17 protein-coding genes and 1 pseudogene are annotated in these 19,362 nt (G+C 70.5%); 6 read left to right on the top strand and 12 right to left on the bottom strand.

Translation table 11 applies throughout. From position 1 onward, the window contains the following. Together RT309_RS06915 and RT309_RS06910 are read left to right on the top strand one after the other, a co-directional pair. Positions 1 to 217, top strand: a pseudogene (locus RT309_RS06915) (hypothetical protein); the annotation flags it as partial. A gap of 181 nt (positions 218 to 398) precedes the next feature. Then, complete coding sequence (locus tag RT309_RS06910) at positions 399 to 1,613, top strand: FAD-dependent oxidoreductase (protein WP_313356135.1); 1,215 nt, start codon at positions 399 to 401, stop codon at positions 1,611 to 1,613. Between the two features lie 30 nt (positions 1,614 to 1,643). Here RT309_RS06910 and RT309_RS06905 read toward each other — a convergent pair whose 3' ends face one another. Next, positions 1,644 to 3,080, bottom strand: a complete 1,437-nt coding sequence (locus tag RT309_RS06905; protein WP_313356134.1) for an MFS transporter — start codon at positions 3,078 to 3,080, stop codon at positions 1,644 to 1,646. Between the two features lie 230 nt (positions 3,081 to 3,310). Beyond that, positions 3,311 to 4,171 carry an RIO1 family regulatory kinase/ATPase gene (locus RT309_RS06900; protein WP_313356133.1) on the bottom strand — a complete coding sequence of 287 codons (861 nt, stop codon included), beginning with the start codon at positions 4,169 to 4,171 and terminating at the stop codon, positions 3,311 to 3,313. A 273-nt stretch (positions 4,172 to 4,444) separates the two neighbouring features. Between RT309_RS06900 and RT309_RS06895 the strand changes: the two genes are divergently transcribed. From RT309_RS06895 to RT309_RS06880, 4 genes are all read left to right on the top strand, one after another. Further along, on the top strand, positions 4,445 to 5,797 hold the full coding sequence (locus RT309_RS06895; protein ID WP_313356132.1) for a DUF222 domain-containing protein: 1,353 nt from the start codon (positions 4,445 to 4,447) through the stop codon (positions 5,795 to 5,797). A gap of 196 nt (positions 5,798 to 5,993) precedes the next feature. Continuing rightward, a complete protein-coding gene (locus tag RT309_RS06890; RefSeq protein WP_313356131.1) occupies positions 5,994 to 6,455 on the top strand; it encodes a DUF3817 domain-containing protein in 462 nt (153 codons plus the stop codon). Between the two features lie 125 nt (positions 6,456 to 6,580). Beyond that, the gene (treS, locus tag RT309_RS06885; protein ID WP_313356130.1) at positions 6,581 to 8,344 is read left to right on the top strand and encodes a maltose alpha-D-glucosyltransferase; all 1,764 of its coding nucleotides are present in this window, start codon (positions 6,581 to 6,583) and stop codon (positions 8,342 to 8,344) included. Next, the gene (locus tag RT309_RS06880; RefSeq protein ID WP_313356129.1) at positions 8,341 to 9,777 is read left to right on the top strand and encodes a maltokinase N-terminal cap-like domain-containing protein; all 1,437 of its coding nucleotides are present in this window, start codon (positions 8,341 to 8,343) and stop codon (positions 9,775 to 9,777) included. Before treS ends, RT309_RS06880 begins: the two co-directional genes overlap by 4 nt. Before the next feature lie 18 nt (positions 9,778 to 9,795). Here RT309_RS06880 and RT309_RS06875 read toward each other — a convergent pair whose 3' ends face one another. From RT309_RS06875 to RT309_RS06830, 10 genes are all read right to left on the bottom strand, one after another. Beyond that, positions 9,796 to 10,716, bottom strand: coding sequence for an NAD(P)/FAD-dependent oxidoreductase (locus RT309_RS06875; RefSeq protein WP_313356128.1), 921 nt, complete (start codon positions 10,714 to 10,716; stop codon positions 9,796 to 9,798). After that, positions 10,709 to 11,089 carry a ferredoxin gene (fdxA, locus tag RT309_RS06870; protein WP_313356127.1) on the bottom strand — a complete coding sequence of 127 codons (381 nt, stop codon included), beginning with the start codon at positions 11,087 to 11,089 and terminating at the stop codon, positions 10,709 to 10,711. The genes RT309_RS06875 and fdxA overlap by 8 nt, the downstream gene beginning before the upstream one ends. Then, complete coding sequence (locus RT309_RS06865; protein WP_313356126.1) at positions 11,086 to 12,555, bottom strand: FAD-dependent oxidoreductase; 1,470 nt, start codon at positions 12,553 to 12,555, stop codon at positions 11,086 to 11,088. The genes fdxA and RT309_RS06865 overlap by 4 nt, the downstream gene beginning before the upstream one ends. Next, positions 12,552 to 13,499 carry a uroporphyrinogen-III C-methyltransferase gene (gene cobA, locus RT309_RS06860; RefSeq protein WP_313356125.1) on the bottom strand — a complete coding sequence of 316 codons (948 nt, stop codon included), beginning with the start codon at positions 13,497 to 13,499 and terminating at the stop codon, positions 12,552 to 12,554. The genes RT309_RS06865 and cobA overlap by 4 nt, the downstream gene beginning before the upstream one ends. Next, complete coding sequence (locus tag RT309_RS06855) at positions 13,496 to 14,404, bottom strand: ABC transporter permease (RefSeq protein WP_313356124.1); 909 nt, start codon at positions 14,402 to 14,404, stop codon at positions 13,496 to 13,498. Before RT309_RS06855 ends, cobA begins: the two co-directional genes overlap by 4 nt. Then, positions 14,394 to 15,230 carry an ABC transporter ATP-binding protein gene (locus RT309_RS06850; RefSeq protein ID WP_313356123.1) on the bottom strand — a complete coding sequence of 279 codons (837 nt, stop codon included), beginning with the start codon at positions 15,228 to 15,230 and terminating at the stop codon, positions 14,394 to 14,396. Before RT309_RS06850 ends, RT309_RS06855 begins: the two co-directional genes overlap by 11 nt. Continuing rightward, positions 15,230 to 16,249 carry an ABC transporter substrate-binding protein gene (locus tag RT309_RS06845; RefSeq protein WP_396654424.1) on the bottom strand — a complete coding sequence of 340 codons (1,020 nt, stop codon included), beginning with the start codon at positions 16,247 to 16,249 and terminating at the stop codon, positions 15,230 to 15,232. The genes RT309_RS06850 and RT309_RS06845 overlap by 1 nt, the downstream gene beginning before the upstream one ends. 107 nt (positions 16,250 to 16,356) lie before the next feature. Then, positions 16,357 to 17,706: a GTP-binding protein gene (locus RT309_RS06840; protein WP_313356122.1), complete on the bottom strand. Its 1,350-nt coding sequence runs from the start codon at positions 17,704 to 17,706 to the stop codon at positions 16,357 to 16,359. Beyond that, positions 17,706 to 18,710: a sulfate adenylyltransferase subunit CysD gene (gene cysD / locus RT309_RS06835; RefSeq protein ID WP_313356121.1), complete on the bottom strand. Its 1,005-nt coding sequence runs from the start codon at positions 18,708 to 18,710 to the stop codon at positions 17,706 to 17,708. Before cysD ends, RT309_RS06840 begins: the two co-directional genes overlap by 1 nt. Further along, positions 18,707 to 19,362: phosphoadenylyl-sulfate reductase (locus RT309_RS06830; protein WP_313356120.1), on the bottom strand; the 656-nt coding region annotated here is incomplete at its 5' end. The genes RT309_RS06830 and cysD, both read right to left, overlap by 4 nt.

Below are 19,362 nucleotides of genomic sequence, written 5' to 3'. Positions count from 1 at the left end.
GGCCGCTCGACGCTCGACGGCGGCCGAGAAGTTCGCGGCGGCGCCGCCACCGGCATCCGACCCGCGCCTGACCGCACCGCCGCCCGATCCGAGCGTCGTGCCGCCGGCGGCGGGGGCGACCCCGAGCAGCTACCGCGGGTGGATGATCGCGATCTACAGCTTCCTGGCGCTGCTCCTGACCGGCGCCGTCGTCACGGTCGGCGTGCTGCTCAGCTGACCCGGCGCCCGGCTGCTTCGTCGCATGCGGGGTCAGTCGGGCACGGGAACCGGCGCTGGAGCGTACACAACTGACCTCGCGTCCGGCAGCGGGGCTGCGGGTGGCGGGGATGTGGCCGCTTCGCGCGCGGCGCTGTCAAGGCCGTCGCCATGCGCGCCACGGCCGCCTACGGTCGGATCTCATGACCTCGGAGAACACACCCATAGCCGACGACCACGAGCGCGCACACCAAGTTCTCGTCGTCGGCGGAGGCAACGGCGGGCTGTCGGTCGCCGGACGGCTTCGCCGCGCGGGCGTCGCCGACATCGCCGTCGTCGAGCCGTCGCAGACCCACTACTACAAGCCCCTCTTCTCGCACATCGCCGGAGGCACCGCCCGGGCGACCGAGGCGGTGCGCGCGCAGGCCGAGGTCGTCCCCGACGGCGTGGAGTGGATCCCGGATGCCGTCAGCGCGGTCGACCCCGAGAATCGGCGGGCGCACCTGGCATCCGGCGATACCGTCCGGTACGACCAGCTGATCCTCGCCCCCGGCATCCGCAACGACTGGGATGCCGTCCCCGGCCTCGACGAGGCGATGAACTCGCCGCACGGGGCCTCGAACTACGAGTTCGCGCTCGCGCAGAAGGCGTCACGGCTGCTGCGCTCAGTGCGCGCGGGCACGGTCGTCTTCGTGCAGGCGCCGGGCCCCGCATCGTGCGCGGGCGCGGCTCAGAAGCCCATGTATCAGGCCTGTGCGTACTGGCAGGCGACGAACGTGCTGCACGACATCCATGTGGTGCTGCTCGTGCCCTCGCCGACGATCTTCGGCATCCCCGAGATCGACGCCGAACTGCAGCGCAGCATCGATGAGTACGACATCGATGTGCGCACCGGCGCGCTGCTGCGCGAGGTCGACGCCGAGAACCGCGCGGTCGTGTTCGATGCAGACGGCGCCGAGCGGCAGCGGCTGCCGTACGACCTGCTCATCGCCGAGCCGCCGCAGAAGGCTCCGGAGTGGATCCGCACCAGCGGCCTCGCCGACGACGAGGGCTTCGTGGCCGTCGACCCGCACACGCTGCGCTCCACCCGGCATCCGTCGATCTGGGCGCTGGGCGACGCGGCGGGCACCGCGAACTCGAAGTCGGGCGGCGCCCTGCGCAAGCAGACGAAGGTGGTCGCCGAGAACGTCGGCGCGGTTCTCGAGGGTCGCGACCCGGCATCCGCCTACGACGGTTACGGCGTCTGCCCGTTCACCGTCTCGCGCTCGACGGCGGTGTTCGCCGAGTTCGACGACCGGCTTCGCCTGATGCCCACCCTGTGGCGCAGCTCGTATCGCGAGAGCCGGATGAACTGGATCATAGACCGGCGGATCTTCCCGCAGGTCTACTGGCACATGATCCTGCAGGGCCGCGCCTGAGACGGGTCGGATCAGCGGACGCCCGCGCGCTCAGACCCCGATGTCCTTCGGGAACCGCACGCACAGCAGCAGCACGAGTCCGATCAGCAGCACCACCGCGATGCCCAGCACGCCGTAGACGATGCCGCCGAACCAGGCGAGGAACAGCGACCAGGCCAGCGGCGACAGGAACGACGCCACGCGACCGGTCGTCGCGTACAGACCGAAGATGGTGCCCTGCTGGCTGGGCGGGGTGAGGCGGGTGAGCAGGCTGCGGCTGGATGCCTGGGTCGGGCCGACGAAGGCGCACAGCAGCAGTCCGCAGATCCAGAACACGATGGTGCCGTAGTCGCGCAGGGCGTAGACCACAAACGCCATCGCCACCAGGCCGGAGAGGGCGAAGATGATGAGGCGACGCGGTCCGATGGCGTCGTCGATGCGTCCGGCGAGCAGCGTCGAGACGCCCGCGACGAGGTTCGCCGCCAACCCGAAGATGATCACCTCGAGGAACGAGAAGCCGAAGCCCTGCGCCGCAAGCACCGCGCCGAATGCGAACACCCCGGCGAGACCGTCGCGGTAGACGGCCGCGGCGAGCATGAACCAGAATGTCGGCCGGTTGGTGCGGAACAGCTCGGCGATGCTGTGGGCGAGCACGACGTACGAGCGGAGGAAGCCGACCTTCTCGGTGGTGTCGTAGGACGGCGATTCGGGCACGTTGCGGAACATCGGGATGGCGAACACGATCGTCCACACCGCGCAGATGACCGCCACGAGCTTGAACGAGAGCGCATTGTCCTGCCCGACGAGGAACAGCACCGGGATGCACACGATCAGCGCGACGACGCCGCCGATGTATCCGAGCCCCCAGCCGAGACCCGAGACGCGGCCGACGTTCTTCGGCGTCGACACCTCGGAGAGCATCGCGTAGTAGCTGACGTTTCCGATCTCGCTGACGACCGCGGCGATCGCGACGGCGAACGCGCCGAACCAGAAGAACTTCGGATCGGCCTCGACGAAGAACAGCGAGAACTGGATGAGGGCGATCGCGATGGTCGCGCCGATGACCCACTTCTTCTTGCTGCCGCGCGCGTCGGCCTGCTGGCCGAGCACCGGCGCGAGCAGCAGGATCAGGATGCCTGCGGCGAAGTTCGCCCAGCCCCACCACTCCGACAGGTCGGTGATCCCGTGGCAGTACTCGGATGCCGCGTACTCAGAGCGGTTGCAGTTCATGTACGAGCCGTCGGCCAGCAGCCCGGATTCCCGCACCGAGGGCTCGAGGAACATCCGCGAGGTCAGGTACAGCGCGATCCAGACGAACGTGAGGATGACGGTGTTGAACGGCTGCATCGCCCAGTCCCACATCGCCCACGAGACGACCTGCTTCCTCGTGGCTGCGGGCGCCGAGCTCTCGTGCTCCCGACCGAACGCCGCGACGGCTCCCGTCCTGGCAGTGGGAGGGGGTACGGCGGCACCATCACGACCGGTCATGGCCGTCACGCTACAGGATGCCGGTGTCGCGCCGACGTCTCCGCCGCGACGCGGGGCACGGGTCGGTCCCCATCGGCGGATGCCGGGCTCCGGAGGGCTACGGGTCGGTCCCCATCGGCGGATGCCGGGCCCCGAGCGGTACGGGTCGGTCCCCATCGGCGGATGCCGGGCTCCGAGCGGTACGGGTCGGTCCCCATCGGCGGATGCCGGGCTGCGGCGTCCCATGCGTGTCAGCCGAACGATGTCGCGAGCAGCTCGGCGAACAGCTGCTCGGGGTCGCACGGCACCGCGCGCCGCGCGAACCACTCGCAGACGTTGACGCAGTCGCGGTGCAGCAGATCGAACCCCTGCGGATTGGCGACCGTGTCGACGATCTGCGGCAGGTCGATCACTCGCACCCGCCCGTGGTGCACGAGCAGGTTGTACGGCGACAGGTCGCCGTGCGCGAGGCCGACCGCCGCGAACACGTGCATGATCTCGACGATCTGCTCGTACAGGTCGGCCAGCTGCTCGGCATCCGCTCTCACCTGCGCGAGCCGCGGAGCGGCGGTGCGATCGTCGCCGATGAACTCCATGAGGATCTCGGTGCCGTCGACCTGCACGGGGTACGGCACGGGTGCGCCGAGCTCGTGCATGCGGCTCAACGCCGCGAACTCGGCGAACGACCACTCGGCCGCGGCGACCTCGCGGCCATGCGCGGTCTTCTTGGCGAGCGCGCGCGCATCACGGGTGCGGCGGGTGCGCCGCCCTTCGGTGTACACCGACGACCGTTGGAAGCTGCGGTGCTCGGCGTCGCGGTAGCGCTTCGCGGCGAGCAGGGTTCGCGTGCCGGGGCCGGGCTCGGCGCCCGGAATCGCGCGTTCGAGGAGGAAGACGTCGGCTTCTTTCCCGGTCTTCAGGATGCCGAGCTCGGTGTCGACCGCGGCTGCGCTGGTCACCACCCAGTCGGGCCGGGGCGACGGGCCGCGTTCGGTGGGCATGGTGGCGGGCCAGGTCGACCAGCGCTGGTTCTCGCCGATGCGGGTGTCGGCGAAGGCGAGGGTGACGTCGAAGGGGGAGGCGTCGAACGACGCGGAGTGCTGAATGTTCACGATGTGGCTCCAGGAGGGAGGCCACACGCGGTTCAGGAGCGGGCGGCCTCGGCGAGAAGGATGTCGGCGGCAGGCACGACGGAGACGGTGTTCATCGGTCACTCCTTCCGCTCGGTTCCTCCGGGCCATTCCCGGTGCGGATCGAGTGTAGATCGTCGCGTCCGTCGGGTGACATGGGCGGATGCCAGGTCGTTACGCGTTCGTGACCTGTTCGGCCCGCTCGAGAGGGTGATCGGGCGTTCGAATGTCGGCGGTTCGTCGCATACTCGACATATGAACAAGTTATCGATGGCGACACGTGAGGACATCGCGAATCTCGACGCGATCGTGTCTTCGCTGCAGGCCGTCGAGAAGACCCTGCAGGGAGTGCTGGCCGCTCGCGACGGCCTGCTCGCGCTCGCGAATCGGCTGGCGATGTCGATCGCCGAGAGGGGCGACGGGCTCGACGACTCCGACCTCACCCTGCGCACCGTGGCTGCCGAACTCGCGACGGCGCTGCGCGTGAGCGACCGCACCGTGCAGCGACGCATGGTCGCGGCCGAAGTGCTGGTCGAGCGGTTTCCGCAGGTGTGGCAGGCGCAGGGCGCTGGACTGATCACGACGGGGCATGCGCGCGTGATCGTCGACGCCGGTGCGCACATCGACGACGACGACGCGCGTGCCGCCTACGCCGCGCGCGTGCTGCAGGTCGCACAGGACGAGTCGCCTAACCGGCTGCGGGTGATCGCCGAGCGGATCGCTCAGCAGTACCAGTCGCGCACGCTCGACGAGCGCCACCAGGATGCGCGATCGCATCGTGGCGTGTGGGTGACGGATGGTCCGGATGCCATGTCCGAGCTGCACGTGTACGGCCCGTCGGTGCTGATCCACGGTGCGCACGATCGGTTCACGCAGATGGCGAAGGCGCTCGCCCCGCGGGCGGGGTCGGCATCGGGGAGCGATGCGACGGAAGATGCAGACGCGGTCGACCCGTCGGTTTCAGAGGGCAGCGCGGCTTCGGGAGGCGGCTCGGCGTCCGTCCCGGCGGCCGACCCGCGCACCCTCGCGCAGCTCCGGTTCGACCTGGCGATGGATCTGCTGCTCACCGGAGCTCCGGCCGGTCACGACACCGCCGACCGTCTGCTCGCATCGATCAGCGCGCAGGTCGCGGTCACCGTGCCGGTGACCACGCTGATGGGCTCCGACGGACCCGCCGCAGAGCTCTCCGGCCGGACTCCGATCGATCTCGCCACCGCGAAGACGCTGGCCGGTGCCGCGTCCGGGTGGGATCGGATCCTCACTCATCCGGTGAACGGCGGGGTGCTGTCGGTCGACAGGTACCGACCTCCGGAAGCCCTGCGTCGCCACCTGCGATCGCGTGATGAACGGTGCCGCTTTCCCGGATGCGGGATGCCGGCCCGCGAGAGCGACCTCGATCACACCCGGGATGCGGCTTTCGGCGGCGAGACGAGCGAAGAGAACCTGGCCGCTCTGTGTCGGCGACATCATGTGCTGAAGCATCAGACGCCGTGGCACGTCGTTCAGCTCGGCGACGGACTTCTGGAGTGGACGAGTCCCACCGGTCGCACCTACGTCGACAGACCGCCGCCTCCGAACACCGTCACCTTCACGGCACCGCCGTTCTGAGGCCGGGATCGCCGTGCTGCGCGCCGTGCAGCAGTGGGGAGCGCAGTGCGGCACCGCCGCCCGAGCGCCGTCCGCAGCGCACCCGTGTCAGCCTTTCGATTGATCTTTCCCGCGCCGGGCCCGGGAACGCCCGAATCCCGGGCCCGCGCACAGCCGCGCTCGCCTACCGTGGAAGCACACCCACTCGAGGAGAACCGTGTTCACCACTCCCGCTCGCCTGTTCCGCGTGCTCGCGATCGCCGAGGCGATCACCTGGACCCTGCTCATCAGCGCCCTCATTCTGCGCGCCGTCGGGCAGCCGTCGGTGCTCGTCACGATCGGCGGCGGCATCCACGGATTCGTCTTCCTCTCCTACGGCGCGACGGCGGTGCTGCTCGCGTTCAATCAGCGCTGGCACGCGGGTGTCGCCGCGACGACGATCGCCAGTGCGATCGTGCCCTACGCCACCATCCCGGTCGAGATCTGGCTGCACCGCAGCGGACGACTCGAGGGTCAGTGGCGCCTCACCGAGACCGACGATCCGCGCGACCGCACCTGGTACGACCGCACGATGCGCTGGTTCCTGCACCGCCCCTGGGTGCTCGCCGTGCTGATCGTGGTCGCCATCGTCGCGATCTTCAGCATCCTGCTTCTGATCGGACCTCCCGGGGGTCGCTGAGCTCTCAGCTCGCTTTGCACGTCGACCAGCGCAGGTCAAGGGGTGTGCAAGACCCTAGCCAGCGCCCGTCTCGTGTGACAGGTTGGGCCCATGCTCGGACGCAATCCGATGGTGAGGGAGCCCGCATGACCGCCGAACCCGCCCCGTACACCGCTTCGATCCCCGTGCTCACGCAGGAGCCGTTCCCCGACACCCCGGGGAGCCCCGCGCCGGAGTGGTTCAAGACGGCAGTCTTCTACGAGGTCCTCGTGCGCTCATTCAAGGACGGCGACGGCGATGGCGTGGGCGATTTCCGCGGCCTGATCGACAAACTCGATTATCTGCAGTGGCTGGGCGTCGACTGCCTGTGGATCCCGCCGTTCTTCCCCTCGCCGCTGCGTGACGGCGGCTACGACGTCGCCGACTACACGGGCGTGCAGTCCGATCTCGGCACGACCGACGACTTCCAGGAGTTCCTCGACGCCGCGCACGAGCGCGACATCAAAGTGATCATCGACTTCGTCATGAATCACACCAGCGACGAGCATCCGTGGTTCCAGGCCAGCCGCAGCGACCCCGACGGTCCCTACGGCGACTTCTACGTCTGGAGCGACACCGACCAGCTCTACGAAGACGCGCGGATCATCTTCGTCGACACCGAGCCGAGCAACTGGACGTGGGACCCGGTGCGCAAGCAGTACTTCTGGCACCGCTTCTTCAGCCACCAGCCCGACCTGAACTTCGACAACCCGAACGTGCACGAGGCGATGCTCGACGCCATGCGCTTCTGGCTCGACATGGGCCTCGACGGATTCCGCCTCGACGCCGTCCCGTACCTGTACGAGCGGCCGGGCACGAACGGCGAGAACCTGCCCGAGACGCACGAGTTCCTGAAGAAGGTGCGCCGCTTCGTCGACGAGAACTACCCGGGCCGGGTGCTGCTGGCCGAGGCCAACCAATGGCCGGCCGACGTGGTGGACTACTTCGGCGACCCCGAGGTGGGCGGCGACGAGTGCCACATGTGCTTCCACTTCCCGGTGATGCCGCGCATCTTCATGGCCGTGCGGCGCGAATCGCGTTACCCGATCAGCGAGATCCTCGCCGACACCCCCACGATCCCCGCCGGATGCCAGTGGGGTATCTTCCTGCGCAACCACGACGAGCTGACGCTCGAGATGGTCACCGACGAAGACCGCGACTACATGTGGAACGAGTACGCCCAGGACCCGCGGATGAAAGCCAACATCGGCATCCGCCGCCGCCTCGCCCCGCTGCTCGAGAACGACATCGACCGCATCGAGCTGTTCACCGCCCTGCTGCTGTCGCTGCCAGGCTCGCCGGTGCTGTACTACGGCGACGAGATCGGCATGGGCGACAACATCTGGCTCGGCGACCGCGACGGCGTGCGCACCCCGATGCAGTGGACCTCGGATCGCAACGCCGGATTCTCGACCGCGAACCCGGGCAAGCTCAGCAAACCGGTCGTGCAGGACCCCGTCTACGGGTACCTCGCCGTCAACGTCGAGGCGCAGCAGGAGGACCGCTCGTCGCTGCTGCACTGGACCCGGCAGATGATCCAGGCCCGCAAACGGCATCCGGCATTCGGCCTGGGTGGCTTCAACGACCTCGGCGGCTCGAACCCGTCGGTGCTGTCGTACACCCGCGAGCACACGAACGACGACGGCACATCCGATGTCATCCTGTGCGTGAACAACCTGTCGCAGTTCCCGCAGCCGGTCGAGCTGGACCTGCGGCGCTTCGAGGGGATGATCCCGATCGAGCTGGTCGGCGGGGTGCCGTTCCCGCGCATCGGCGAGTGGCCGTACCTGCTGACGCTGGGTGGGCACGGCTTCTACTGGTTCCAGCTGCACGCACCGGCGGAGGATTCTGAGGAGGTGGGGTTGCTGTGAGCCTGATCGATCATGCCCTTCTGGAGGGCTACCTGGTTCGCACGCGGTGGTTCGGGGGCAAAGGCCGCCCGTTCCACGTCACCGCGGTGCGACAGCTCGGCGAGCTGACGGATGCCGGGCGTGATCCCGCCGTGCGGGTGCTCCTCGTCACCGTCGATTACACCGACGACGAGGGCGGCCGCGATCTCTACCAGGTGCCGCTGTCGGCGTACGACGAGTTCGACGACCGGCACAGCCACGCCTATGTCGGCGCCGTCGAGTCCGACGGACGCGAGCGCCACCTGTACGACGCGGTCCACGACCGCGACGCGATGGCGCTGTGGCTGCGCGGGTTCATCGCCGCCGAGCCGAGCGGGCAGGCCGATGTCGGCGGGCTGCGCTTCCGACGCGTGTCGGCCAGCCCGGCGCTCGACCCCGACTTGCGCTCCTCGCCGCTCACCGGCGAGCAGTCGAACTCGTCGCTGCGCTTCGACGACACCGCGATCATGAAGCTGTTCCGTAAGGTCAGCCCGGGAGTGAACCCCGACATCGAGATCCACGACGTGCTCACCACGGCGGGTTCGGAGCACATCGCCGAACTCTACGGATGGATTGAGATCGATCTCGACGGCGAGGTGCTGCAGCTGGCGATGCTGCAGGAGCTGCTGAGCACGGCCACGGACGGCTTCGAGCTCGCCACCGGCAGCGTGCGCACGGCTCTGGCCGACCCGGAGCTGACCGTACCCGAATCCGGCGGCGACTTCGGCGGTGAGGCCGCGCGGCTCGGCGAGGCGCTCGCCGAGGTGCACGCCACGCTGCGCGCGAGGTTCCCGTCGGAGCGTCGCGGCCCCGACGCGACCGCACAGCTGGCCCGTACGATGTCGGAGCGCCTCGAGCGGGCCGTGCCCGTCGTGCCCGAGATCGAGCGCTATGCCCGCCGCCTGCGTGCGCTGTACGACTCGGTCGCGCAGCTGGACGGGATGGACGTGCAGCGCGTGCACGGCGACCTGCATCTCGGCCAGACGCTGCGCACCTCCCACGGCTGGCGGATCGTCGACTTCGAGGGCGAGCCGGGTCGCCCCTTCGCCGAGCGCGCCCTGCCCGACTCTCCCTGGCGCGATGTCGCGGGCATGCTCCGCTCGTTCAGCTACGCGCCGGGTGTCGTCGAGATGGCGGTGGCCGGTCGTCCCGTCGAAGACGAGGGGCAGGAGCTGCGGGGCGAACGCGCGAAGGAGTGGTCGGCCATCGCGCGCGAGCATTTCCTGCACGCGTACATCACTGCTCTCGATCCCGGTTCAGCGAACGCGGAGGGTGAGCTGAGCACGCCGTTGCGCACCCTGCTCGACGCGTACGAGGCCGACAAGGCGGTCTACGAGGCGATCTACGAGAAGCGCAACCGTCCGTCGTGGGTCGAGATCCCGCTGGTCGCGCTGGAGCGCATCGCCGCGAGATGAGCGTGCGGCGAGGCGCGGTCAGTGCGCGGTGGCCACGCCGATCGCGTCGTGCGTGATCACGGCCGCGACGCGTGCGCCGGCGCCGGCCGCGACGATCAGCTGCTGCGGACCGGGGGCCGCGACGTCGCCCGCCGCGTACAGGCCGCGGATGCTCGTGCGCCCCGACCGGTCGGTCACCAGATGTCCTTCGCCGTCGCGCTCGGGCAGGATGCCGTCGAGGAACGACAGATCCGCTTCCCACTCCGGGCGCACGAACCCGCCGTCGATCGCGCGCTCGTCGCCGTCGGCGGTGCACACCGCCTCGATGCGTCCGCGCTCGCCGATCAGCTCGACGATGGGCGAGCGGACGACGTTCACGCCCGTGGCCGCGAGCTCCGCCTCCTCTGCGGTGGTCACCGCGTCGGATCCATTCGTGAAGACGGTGAGCCGCGTCGTCCAGTGCGCGATCAGCCTCGCCCGGTCGGCGAGGTCGGCCGATTCGCCGATGAGTGCCAGGCTGCGCCCGCGCAGCTCCCATGCGTCGCAGGCCGCGCAGCTGAACAGGCTCATGCCGTAGAAGCCGCGCAGGTTCGGCACGTCGGGCAGCGTCTCCCGCAGCCCGGTCGCGAGCAGCACCGACGGGGCGGTCACCTGCACGGACGGGTCGCGGCGTCCGATGCCGGCGGCGAACCCGGCATCCGTCACTGTCAGAGCGCCCACCCGGTGCCGGGAGCGGATCTCGACGTTCGGATACGCCGCGAGCTCTTCGCGGGCGATGCGCCGCAGCTCGGATGGCGGCACCCCGTCGCGCGTGAGGAAGCCGTGCGAGTTGAGCGTGGCCGCGTTGCGCGGCCGATCCGCGTCGACGACGAGCACGCGGGCCAGTGAGCGTCCGAGGTTCAGCGCGGCCGACAGCCCGGCTGGCCCGCCGCCCACGACGAGCACGTCGTAGTCAGACATGCGCGATGATCCCTGAGCCTGCGTCGTCCTGGGTCCCTGAGCCTTCATGGGTCCCTGAGCCTGTCGGAGGGACCGCCGCCACCACCGGATGATCGACGTCGTAGGCGCCGACCTTCGACGCGCCGCCGGGCGAGCCGATCTCGTCGAAGAACTCGACGTTCGCCCGGTGGTAGTCGGCCCACTCCTCGGGCAGATCGTCTTCGTAGTAGATCGCCTCGACCGGACACACCGGTTCGCACGCCCCGCAGTCCACGCACTCGTCCGGGTGGATGTACAGCGAGCGCTCGCCTTCGTAGATGCAGTCCACCGGACACTCGTCGATGCAGGCACGGTCCTTCACGTCCACGCACGGCAGCGCGATCACGTAGGTCATCGGGTCAGCACCCCCGGCCGCGAGATCTCGACCTGCTCGTCGCGTCCGACGACCTTGACGCGCTCGCGGACGTGCTCGTGGTTCTTGCCGAGGGCGCGCTCGTGGGCATCCAGCGCCAGCCAGCCGTCCCACGTCGTGTACGCCGTCTCGCGCTCGTCGAGCAGGTCGAGCACGTCGCCCTTCGGCAGGCTCAGGGACCCAGGCGTCGGCAGGCTCGGGGCGCCCGGTGCGGAAGGGGCGGTGAGCAGTCCCGCCTGTGCGTCGGCGATGAGGTGCCCGACGGTCTCGAGGGCGTCCGACTTCGTGTGCCCGATGAGCCCGACCGGGCCGCGCTTGATCCAGCCTGTCGCGTACAGCCCGGGTTGGCCGAGCACCCGGCCCTCGACGTTCGGCACGACGCCGCGGCGCTCGTCGAAGTCCGCGCCCTCGACGCGCGTGCCGTAGTAGCCGATCGCGCGGTAGACGGACTGCACGTCGTACTCGCGCACCTCGCCGGTGGGCACCGGCGCTCCGGCCGCGTCGGGCGCCGTGCGGGCGAACCGGATGCCGTCGACCCGGCCGTCACCGGTGATCTCGACCGGCGCGTGCCAGAAGTGCAGGTGCAGGCGCCGCGACGCTCCCGTCGACGCCCGGCCTCGCCACGAGTTCAGGGTGCGCAGCATGACCTTCAGCTGGTTGTTCGGCGCGGTCGTCGGATCGACCCCCTCGAAGTCCTCGTCGTAGAGCACGATGTCGACGTCGCGCAGCTCACCCAGCTCGCGCAGCTCGATCGGGGTGAACTTGATGTCGGCGGGCCCGCGCCGGCCGAATACGTGCACGTCGGTGACGGCCGACGCCTCGAGGCCCGCGAGCACGTTGTCGGGCACGTCGGTGGTGCGCAGATCGACCGCGTGCTTGGCGAGCACCCGCGCCACGTCGAGCGCGACGTTGCCGTTGCCGATCACCGCGACCGACGACGCGTCGAGGGGCCAGCTGCGCGGTACGTCGGGATGCCCGTCGTACCAGGCCACGAAGTCGGCCGCGCCGTACGACCCGGGCAGGTCGACGCCGGGGAGGTCGAGGGCGGCGTCGCGCAGCGCGCCGGTGGCGAGGATCACCGCGTGGTACCGCTCGCGCAGCTCGTCGAGTGCGATGTCGCGCCCGACCTCGACGTTGCCGATGAACCGGATGGTGCGGCGTGCGGCGCCGGGCTCGGGAAAGGCGTCGAGCATTTCGTGCAGCGACGTGACGATGCCCTTGATGCGCGGGTGGTCGGGCGCGACGCCGTACCGGATCAGCCCGTACGGGGCGGGCAGCGACTCGAACAGGTCGATCTCGACGGCGTCGGGTGCACTGGGTCCCTGCCCTTCGACAGGCTCAGGAACCGCACCATTCAGGGCTGCGACCGCCTGGGCCAGCAGGTTTCCGGCATAGATGCCGGCGGGTCCGGCGCCGACGATCGCGACACGAAGCGTGGAGAGGGTCATGACAGGGAGACCTTTCGAGACGAAGAGGAGGGGGATGAGCGGATGCTCGTGTCGATCGCCCGCACCAGCCCGGTGTCGACGGCGAGTCCGGCGTCGAGTGCGGCGGCCAGGCGCGAGCGCCCGCGCCGGCGCGGTGTTCCGGATGCCAGGAGGGCGGCGTCGTCGGCATCCGCTTCCGCCGCAACGGGCGATGCGGCGAACGGACTCAGCCGCACCACCTCGCCGATCACGACCACGGCGGGGGAGCGCACCTGCGCGGCGGCGGCGAGGTGCGCGATCGTGCCCAGCGTTCCGACGGTCACGCGCTCACCGGTGCCGTAGCCGTCCTCGATGATCGCGACCGGGCAGTCGGCGCCGCGGGCGCCGGCAGCAAGCACGTGCGCCGAATGCCCCAGCGTGCTGACGCCCATCAGCAGCACGAGGGTGTGATCGGCACCCGACGTGCTCAGCGATCCGCCGGGCTCGATCTGGTCGTGCGCGCTGACGACGCTGAACGACGCGGCCACACCACGGTGGGTGAGCGGGATACCCGCGACGGCCGGCACCGAGACCGCGCTGGTCACTCCCGGCACCACCTCGACCCGGACGCCGGCGGCCTCGCAGAACAGCTGCTCTTCACGGCCGCGGCCGAACACGAACGGATCCCCGCCCTTCAGCCGCACGACCTCGCGGCCCGCCAGCGCAAGCTGCACGAGCAGCTCGTTGATGCCGTCCTGCGGCACCGGGTGGTGACCGGGCAGCTTGCCGACGTCGAGCACCTCGGCGTCGATGACCACGCCGTCGGCGTGCAGCTGGGCGAGCACGCTGCGGGCGCCGAGCCGGTCGGCGACGATCACGTCGGCGTTCTCGAGTGCGCGCAGTCCGCGCAGGGTGAGCAGGCCGGCATCGCCGGGGCCGGCGCCGACGAGGGTCACTGTTCCGGAAGGGGTCACTGTGCCGCTCATGAGGTGCCTCCCAGCAGCAGGCCGCGATCGCGCAGCATCCGGCGTTCAACGGGTCCGAAGAGCACCAGCTCGATGACGATGCCGATCGTGAGGATCAGGATGATGGTGCCGAGCACGCTGGCGAGATCCGCCAGCTCGCGCGACTGGTTGAGCAGCGTTCCCAGGCCGAATCCCATCGAGCCGCCCATCGTGATGATCTCGGCCGCCATCAGCGATCGCCACGAGAACGCCCAGCCCTGCTTGAGGCCGGCGACATAGCCGGGCAGCGACGCGGGAAGCACGACGGCGGTGGCGAGCTGCCACCGGCTGGCGCCGAGCACCGTGCCGACCCGGCGCAGCTGCGGCGGCACCTGGTCGATGCCCGAGAGCAGGCCGTTCACGATCGAGGGGATCGCGCCCATGAGGATCACGAAGTACGCCGTCGCGTCGGTCAGACCGAACCAGATGATCGCCGCGGGCACCCAGGCCACCGAAGGCAGCACGGTCAGCCCCGAGATCAGCGGGCCGGCGGCCCGACGCAGCAGCCTCCACTCCGCGAGGGCGAGGCCGAGCGGCGTGCCGATGGCGATCGCGATGACGAAGCCCAGCCCGCCGCGTTCGAGGCTGGTGAGCACCGCCTGCTGCAGGCGGCCCGACTCCCACGTGTCGCCCAGTGCGGCGAGCACGGCGGCGGGGCTGGGTGCCTTGTCGGGGCGCGGAGCGGTCACCGTGATGCAGAGCTGCCAGACGACCAGCAGCACCAGCAGCAGGACGATCGGGGGCAGCGCCTTGGCGATGAGGCTCTGCCAGCGCGGCGGGGTCTGGGCGGACTCGGACTGCAGCCGGTCGAGGCCGGTCGAGAGGGTGCGCAGATCGTCGTGTTCACCGGAGGCGGGGACCGACGGAGTGGACGTCTCAGGAGGCATTGCGAGCCAGTTCCTTTCGCAGCTCCGCGGTGATCTCCCGGGCGAGGGCGGCGACCTCAGGCGACTCGATGCGCCGCCCGACGGTGTTGCGGATGCGCCACTCGCCGGCGATCCGGCCCGGCCTGCTCGAGAGCAGCACCACGCGCTGACCGAGTCGCGCGGCCTCGCGCACGTTGTGCGTGACGAACACGATCGTGCGGCCGGTGGCCCGCCCCACCCGCTCGAGCTCTTCGTGCAGCAGGTCGCGGGTGATGGCGTCGAGGGCGGCGAACGGCTCGTCCATGAGCAGCACCGGACGATCCTGGGCCAGCGCCCGAGCGAGAGCTACCCGCTGGCGCATGCCGCCGGAGAGCTCATGCGGGCGCTTGTCTGCGGCGTCGGCGAGGTTCACCGTCGCCAGCAGCCGGTCGGCCTCAGCGCGGCGCTCGCCGTGCGGCACGCCGCGCAGCCGCAGGGCCAGCTCGACGTTGCGCCGGGCGGTGAGCCAGGGCATCAGCGCGGACTCCTGGAACATCACGGCGGATCCGTCGTCTGGCGTCTCGATCGCCCCGGAGGTGACCGGCTCGCGGCCGGCGATGAGGTTGAGGAGGGTCGATTTGCCGCATCCGGATGCCCCGAGCAGGCACACGAACTCGGCGGGGGCGATGTCGAGCGAGATGTCGTCGAGCACGACCGGCCCCGCCCCGAAGCGCTTGGTGACGTGCGAGATGCGCACCGCTGTGGCGACCTGCGGGCGCTCGCCGGGCAGCGGGCTGACGCCGTCGAAGCTGGGCGCGAGGGGCACCTGCGCGACCGCCGAGTGCGCGAGGGTGTCGCGGGTCGTCATCACTGCGCCCCGAGCCCGGCCGCGGACACCGTGGCGACGCCGGCATCCGAGAGCTGCGCGTTGAGCGCTCGCAGGTCGAACAGCCCGTCGATCGAGCCCTTCTTCTGCGTGCCGACCCGCAGCCCGTTCGCGACGAGCGTCGCGAACGTCTCGGCGTGCGGGTCGACGGTGAAGTCGACGTTCTCGAGGGCGCGCGCCAGCACGTCGTCGGGCAGCCGCTTGCCGGTCGCCTTCTCGAGCTGGGCGTTGATTACCGGACCGGCCTCCGATCCGTTCTCGTCGAGCCACGCCACCGAGGCGATGTGCCCGGCCAGCAGCGTGTCGACGATCTGCGGATGCTCGTCGGCGAAGTCCTTGCGCACGAGCAGCACCGTGGTCGGGAACGCCCGGTCATCCCACAGATCGGCCTCGTCGACCAGCACGTGCGCACCCGCCTCGAGAACCAGGCGCGACACCCACGGCTCGGGCAGCCACGCGCCGTCGAGCTGTCCGTCCTGGAAGAGCGTCAGCGTCTGGGCGTTCTCGGTCGGCGTGATCGAGACGTCACCCCCGCCGGCCGTCGACGTCTCGAATCCCTCACCGGCCAGCCAGCTGCGCAGCGCCACGTCCTGCGTGTTGCCGAGCTGAGGGCTGGCGAGGTTCGCGCCCTCCAGGTCGTCGGGCGAGTCGATGCCGTCGCGCACGACGAGCGCGGCCCCGCCCGATGTCGCCCCCGCGATGATGCGCGCCGAGGCGCCGCCGGATTGGATGAACGTGTTGATCGCCGGGTTGGGGCCGATGTAGGTGGCGTCGATCGCGCCCGCCGAGAGCGCCTCGATCGCGGCCGGGCCGGCGTTGAAGATCTCGGTCGTCAGGTCGACGTCGCCGAGCGCGTCGTCGAACAGCCCCTCCGACAATCCCACCAGGGCGGGCGCGTGGGTGACGTTGGCGAAGTAGCCGAGCCGCAGCTCGGTGACGGGCTCGGTCGCCGAGCCGGATGCCGGGGCGCAGCCCGCGAGCACCACTGCGGTGAGTCCCATCGCCAGGGCTCCCAGTGCGGTGAATGTCCTGTTCCTGCGGGTGATGTTCACGGTTTCGCCTCCTTAGGCTCGTGGTGCTGTTCGGGCGTGCGGATCGTTCAGCCGGGTCAGTCGATGACGGTGCCGGCGGCCAGGGTGGCGCCGTCGGCGGGGTGGATGAGCAGCAGCGAGCCGCCCTCGCGGCTCTGCGCGTACGTCTCGAGCGGGAGGTCGGATGCCAGGCGCAGCCGCACCCGGCCGATCTCGTTCTCGGCGAGCACGGCGTCCGGCGCGGTGGTCAGGTCGGCGTGGGCCAGAGTCTCGAGGTCGCGGCGGGCGAGCACCTCCGCGACGATCGCCTGCACGGTCGCGGTGCCGTGCTTCACGAGCACACGGGCTCCCGGGGCGGTGGCTCGAGGGTCGAGCTGGAACAGCTCGACCACGGCATCCCGTCGCAGTGGCGGAGCCGAGCCCTCGGCGACGATCAGCGCGCCGCGGGCGGCGTCGATCTCGTCGGCGAGGGTCAGCGTGACCGACTGGCGCACCGCCGCGGTGCCGGTGTCCGCACCGGCGACGTGCACCCCGGTCACCTCGGTCACCCGACCCGAGGGCAGCACCTGCACGCGATCGCCGACCGAGACGGCACCCGCCGCGATGCGCCCGGCGAATCCGCGGAAGTCGCGCAGCCGCTCGGCCTGGTCGACGTCGATCTCGGGCGAGAGTCCGCCCTGCGGGCGCAGCACGAGCTGCACCGGCAGCCGCAGCGGAGCGTCGGCGTCGGTGCGCACCGGAAGCGTCTCGAGCAGCTCGAACAGCGTCTGACCGCGGTACCAGGCAGTGCGCTCGGAGCGGTCGACGATGTTGTCGCCCTCGAGCGCCGAGACCGGCAGCACCCGCACGGCGCGGATGCCGAGCTCGTCGGCCACCCGCAGCGCCTCGAGCTCGATGCCCGTGTAGGTCTGCTCGTCGAAGCCGACGAGGTCGATCTTGTTCACCGCGACGATCACGTGCGGCACCCTCAGCAGCGACGCGACCGCGAGGTGGCGCCGGGTCTGCTCGACGATGCCCTTGCGGGCATCCACCAGCACGATCACGGCGTCGGCCGTGGCGGCGCCGGTGACCATGTTGCGGGTGTACTGCACGTGGCCGGGGCAGTCGGCGAGGATGAAGCTGCGCCGGTCGGTTGCGAAGTAGCGGTACGCGACGTCGATCGTGATGCCCTGCTCGCGTTCGGCGCGCAGACCGTCGGTGAGCAGCGCGAAGTCGAAGGCGCCGTGCGCGAAGCCGCGAGCCCGCGAGGTCGCCGCAACCTGGTCGAGCTGGTCGGCGAGGATCGCCTTCGCGTCGTGCAGCAGCCGGCCGACGAGGGTGGACTTGCCGTCGTCGACCGATCCCGCGGTCGCGAACCGGAACAACCCCCCGGTCGTCGAGCGAGTGGAGCGTGTCGGAACGCGAGGCGTCGCGCTGTTCGTGCTCATCAGAAATACCCGTCCTTCTTGCGGTCCTCCATGGCGGCCTCGCTGATGCGGTCGTCGGCCCTGGTCGCGCCGCGCTCGGTGAGGGTCGTGCGGGCGACCTCGCCGACGATGGACGCCGTGTCGGCGGCATCCGACTCCACCGCTCCGGTGCAGCTCATGTCGCCGACCGTGCGATAGCGCACCGTGCGTCGCTCGACCTGCTCGCCGTCGCGCGGCTGCGAGAACTCGCCCACCGCCCACCACATGCCCGAGCGCTGGAACACGTCGCGCTCGTGCGCGTAGTACAGCGGCGGCAGCGCGATCGCCTCGCGCTCGATGTAGCGCCAGATGTCGAGCTCGGTCCAGTTCGAGATGGGGAAGGCGCGCACGTGCTGCCCGGGCAGGTGCCGGCCGTTGTACAGGCTCCACAGCTCGGGGCGCTGGTTGCGTGGATCCCACTGCCCGAACTCGTCGCGCAGCGAGATGATGCGCTCCTTGGCGCGGGCCTTGTCCTCGTCGCGGCGCGCACCTCCGAAGACCGCGTCGTGCCGGCCTGCGGCGATGGCGTCGAGCAGCGGCTGCGTCTGCAGCGGGTTGCGCGTGCCGTCGGGGCGTTCGGCGAGCCGGCCGTCGTCGATGTAGTCCTGCACGCGCGCGACCTCGAGGTCGATGCCGAGCCGGGCGACCGTCTCATCGCGGAAGCGGATCACCTCGGGGAAGTTGTGCCCGGTGTCGACGTGCAGCACGGGGAACGGCACCCGCCCGGGCGCGAACGCCTTGGCCGCGAGGTGCAGCACCACGACCGAGTCCTTGCCGCCCGAGAACAGCAGCACGGGACGCTCGAACTCGGCGACCACCTCGCGGATGATGTGGATGCCCTCCGCCTCGAGCAGGTCGAGCGTGTCGAGGGTGTGGGGCGCCCCGTCCTGGGCCGCTGAGCCGGGCGAAGCGCCCTTCGGCAGGCTCAGGGACTCAGCTGTGGTGGTCAGGGTTCCGGCTGGGGTGGTGTGGATGGTGGTGCTCATATGTGCAGCCCGCATTCTGTCTTCGTCAGCCCGGCCCAGCGGCCGGATCGAGGGTCGTCGCCGGGGGCGACCGGCTTCGTGCACGGCGCGCATCCGATCGACGGGTATCCGCCGGCGATCAGGGGGTTCACCGGCACGTCATGCGCGGTGGCGTAGTCGATGAGGTCGTCGAAGCTCCACGCCGCGACGGGGTTCACCTTCACCAGCGAGTTGCGCTCGTCCCAGACGACCAGCTCGGTCGCGGCGCGGGTGGGCGCCTCGTCGCGGCGCACCCCGGTGAACCACACCTCGTAGCCCCCCAGCGCACGCTGCAGCGGCTCGACCTTGCGTCGGGCGCAGCACAGCGCGGGGTCGCGGGCGAACAGGTCGCTGCCGAACTCGGCATCCTGCTCCCGCACGCTCTGCTCGGGTCGCACGTCGACGACGGTCACGTCGAGACGCGAGGCGACCTCGTTGCGGGTGAACGCCGTCTCGGCGAAGTGGTAGCCGGTGTCGAGGAACAGCACGTCGACGCCCGGAAGGCTCTGTGCGACGAGGTGGGGGAGCGCGGCATCCGCCATCGAGCAGGCGACGGCCGCCTGCGAGACGGCGAAGTGGGCGGCGACCCACGCGACGACCTCGGCCGGGCTCGCCTCGTCGGGCCGCCGACTGC

Source organism: Microbacterium sp., assembly GCF_032084865.1.
In the GTDB taxonomy this organism is placed as follows: domain Bacteria; phylum Actinomycetota; class Actinomycetes; order Actinomycetales; family Microbacteriaceae; genus Microbacterium.
Note: the sequence above shows the minus strand (reverse complement) of the source record. Positions and strands in the feature narration are given on the sequence as shown.

Coding starts and splice junctions, on each gene's coding strand:
- RT309_RS06865 (WP_313356126.1), bottom strand. CDS start 12,555: ATGACCCTCTCCACGCTTCGTGTCGCGATCGTCGGCGCCGGACCCGCC.
- RT309_RS06845 (WP_396654424.1), bottom strand. CDS start 16,249: ATGGGACTCACCGCAGTGGTGCTCGCGGGCTGCGCCCCGGCATCCGGC.
- cysD (WP_313356121.1), bottom strand. CDS start 18,710: ATGAGCACCACCATCCACACCACCCCAGCCGGAACCCTGACCACCACA.
- treS (WP_313356130.1), top strand. CDS start 6,581: ATGACCGCCGAACCCGCCCCGTACACCGCTTCGATCCCCGTGCTCACG.
- RT309_RS06875 (WP_313356128.1), bottom strand. CDS start 10,716: ATGTCTGACTACGACGTGCTCGTCGTGGGCGGCGGGCCAGCCGGGCTG.
- RT309_RS06850 (WP_313356123.1), bottom strand. CDS start 15,230: ATGACGACCCGCGACACCCTCGCGCACTCGGCGGTCGCGCAGGTGCCC.
- RT309_RS06840 (WP_313356122.1), bottom strand. CDS start 17,706: ATGAGCACGAACAGCGCGACGCCTCGCGTTCCGACACGCTCCACTCGC.
- cobA (WP_313356125.1), bottom strand. CDS start 13,499: ATGAGCGGCACAGTGACCCCTTCCGGAACAGTGACCCTCGTCGGCGCC.
- RT309_RS06910 (WP_313356135.1), top strand. CDS start 399: ATGACCTCGGAGAACACACCCATAGCCGACGACCACGAGCGCGCACAC.
- RT309_RS06855 (WP_313356124.1), bottom strand. CDS start 14,404: ATGCCTCCTGAGACGTCCACTCCGTCGGTCCCCGCCTCCGGTGAACAC.
- RT309_RS06905 (WP_313356134.1), bottom strand. CDS start 3,080: ATGACCGGTCGTGATGGTGCCGCCGTACCCCCTCCCACTGCCAGGACG.
- RT309_RS06895 (WP_313356132.1), top strand. CDS start 4,445: ATGAACAAGTTATCGATGGCGACACGTGAGGACATCGCGAATCTCGAC.
- fdxA (WP_313356127.1), bottom strand. CDS start 11,089: ATGACCTACGTGATCGCGCTGCCGTGCGTGGACGTGAAGGACCGTGCC.